Genomic DNA, 868 nt, shown 5'->3' with positions numbered 1-868 from the left:
AAGAGCTCCTAACAGGTTCGCCTGAGTGGCGATGACTGTCGTTGCGGTGCAGTATGTTTCGTTGTGGCGGCACCGTGGATAGTGGATGACCGGTTGTGGGCAGTGATCGAGCCGCTACTGCCGGTCCGGGCGCCGGGAACGCCAGGTCCGGCACGGATGGACGATCGGCTGGTGTTGCAGGGGATCTTGTTCGTGCTGTTCACCGGGATCGGATGGGAAGACCTGCCGCAGGAGTTGGGGTTCGGGTCGGGCATGACGTGTTGGCGACGGTTACGGGACTGGCAGTCTGCCGGGGTGTTCGGGGCCGTGCACGAGACGATGCTGGCTCACTGCCACGCTGCGGGGTTGATCGACTTCGACCGGGTCATCCCCGACGGCTCGCACGTGCGGGCGAAAAAAGGGGCGCCGACACAGGCCCGAGTCCGGTTGACCGCCGCAAGACCGGCTCGAAACACCACATCCTGACCTGCGGCAACGGACTCCCCCTCGCGATCACGCTCTCGGCGGCGAACGTCAACGACCACCTGGTGCTGCCCGAACTGCTCGATCGGGTACGCCCCCTACGCGGGCGCCCGGGACGGCCGCGTCGCCGGATCGCCACCCTGATCGCGGACAAGGGCTACGACTACCCCCGCGTCTACGACGAACTGCGACAACGAGGCATCACCGCCTACATCCCGCGCCGCGGCACCCACGACAAGGTCTCGGGACGATGGATCGTCGAACAATCCCTTGCCCTGCTCCACCAATACCGCCGCCTCGCGATCCGCTGGGAACGCCGCACCGACATCCACCACGGATTCCTCGACCTCGCAGCCGCACTCATCTGCTGGCGACGGTTGAGCAACCGAACCTGTTAGGAGCTCTT

General features: G+C 65.7%; 1 protein-coding gene. It reads left to right on the top strand.

The window, feature by feature from the left end; all coding sequences use genetic code 11:
* The first annotated feature begins 63 nt into the window (after positions 1–63).
* Positions 64–860 (top strand): IS5 family transposase gene (locus ON30_RS37875; protein ID WP_085999420.1). Its coding sequence is split into 2 segments (ribosomal slippage): positions 64–406 and positions 406–860, totalling 798 coding nucleotides; the frame shifts between segments, so codons are not numbered across the junction.
* Positions 861–868: the final 8 nt, after the last annotated feature.

Source organism: Nocardia takedensis NBRC 100417 (genome assembly GCF_000308695.1).
GTDB classification, from domain to species: Bacteria; Actinomycetota; Actinomycetes; order Mycobacteriales; family Mycobacteriaceae; genus Nocardia; species Nocardia takedensis.
This window is presented reverse-complemented; position numbering and strand designations above follow the sequence as displayed.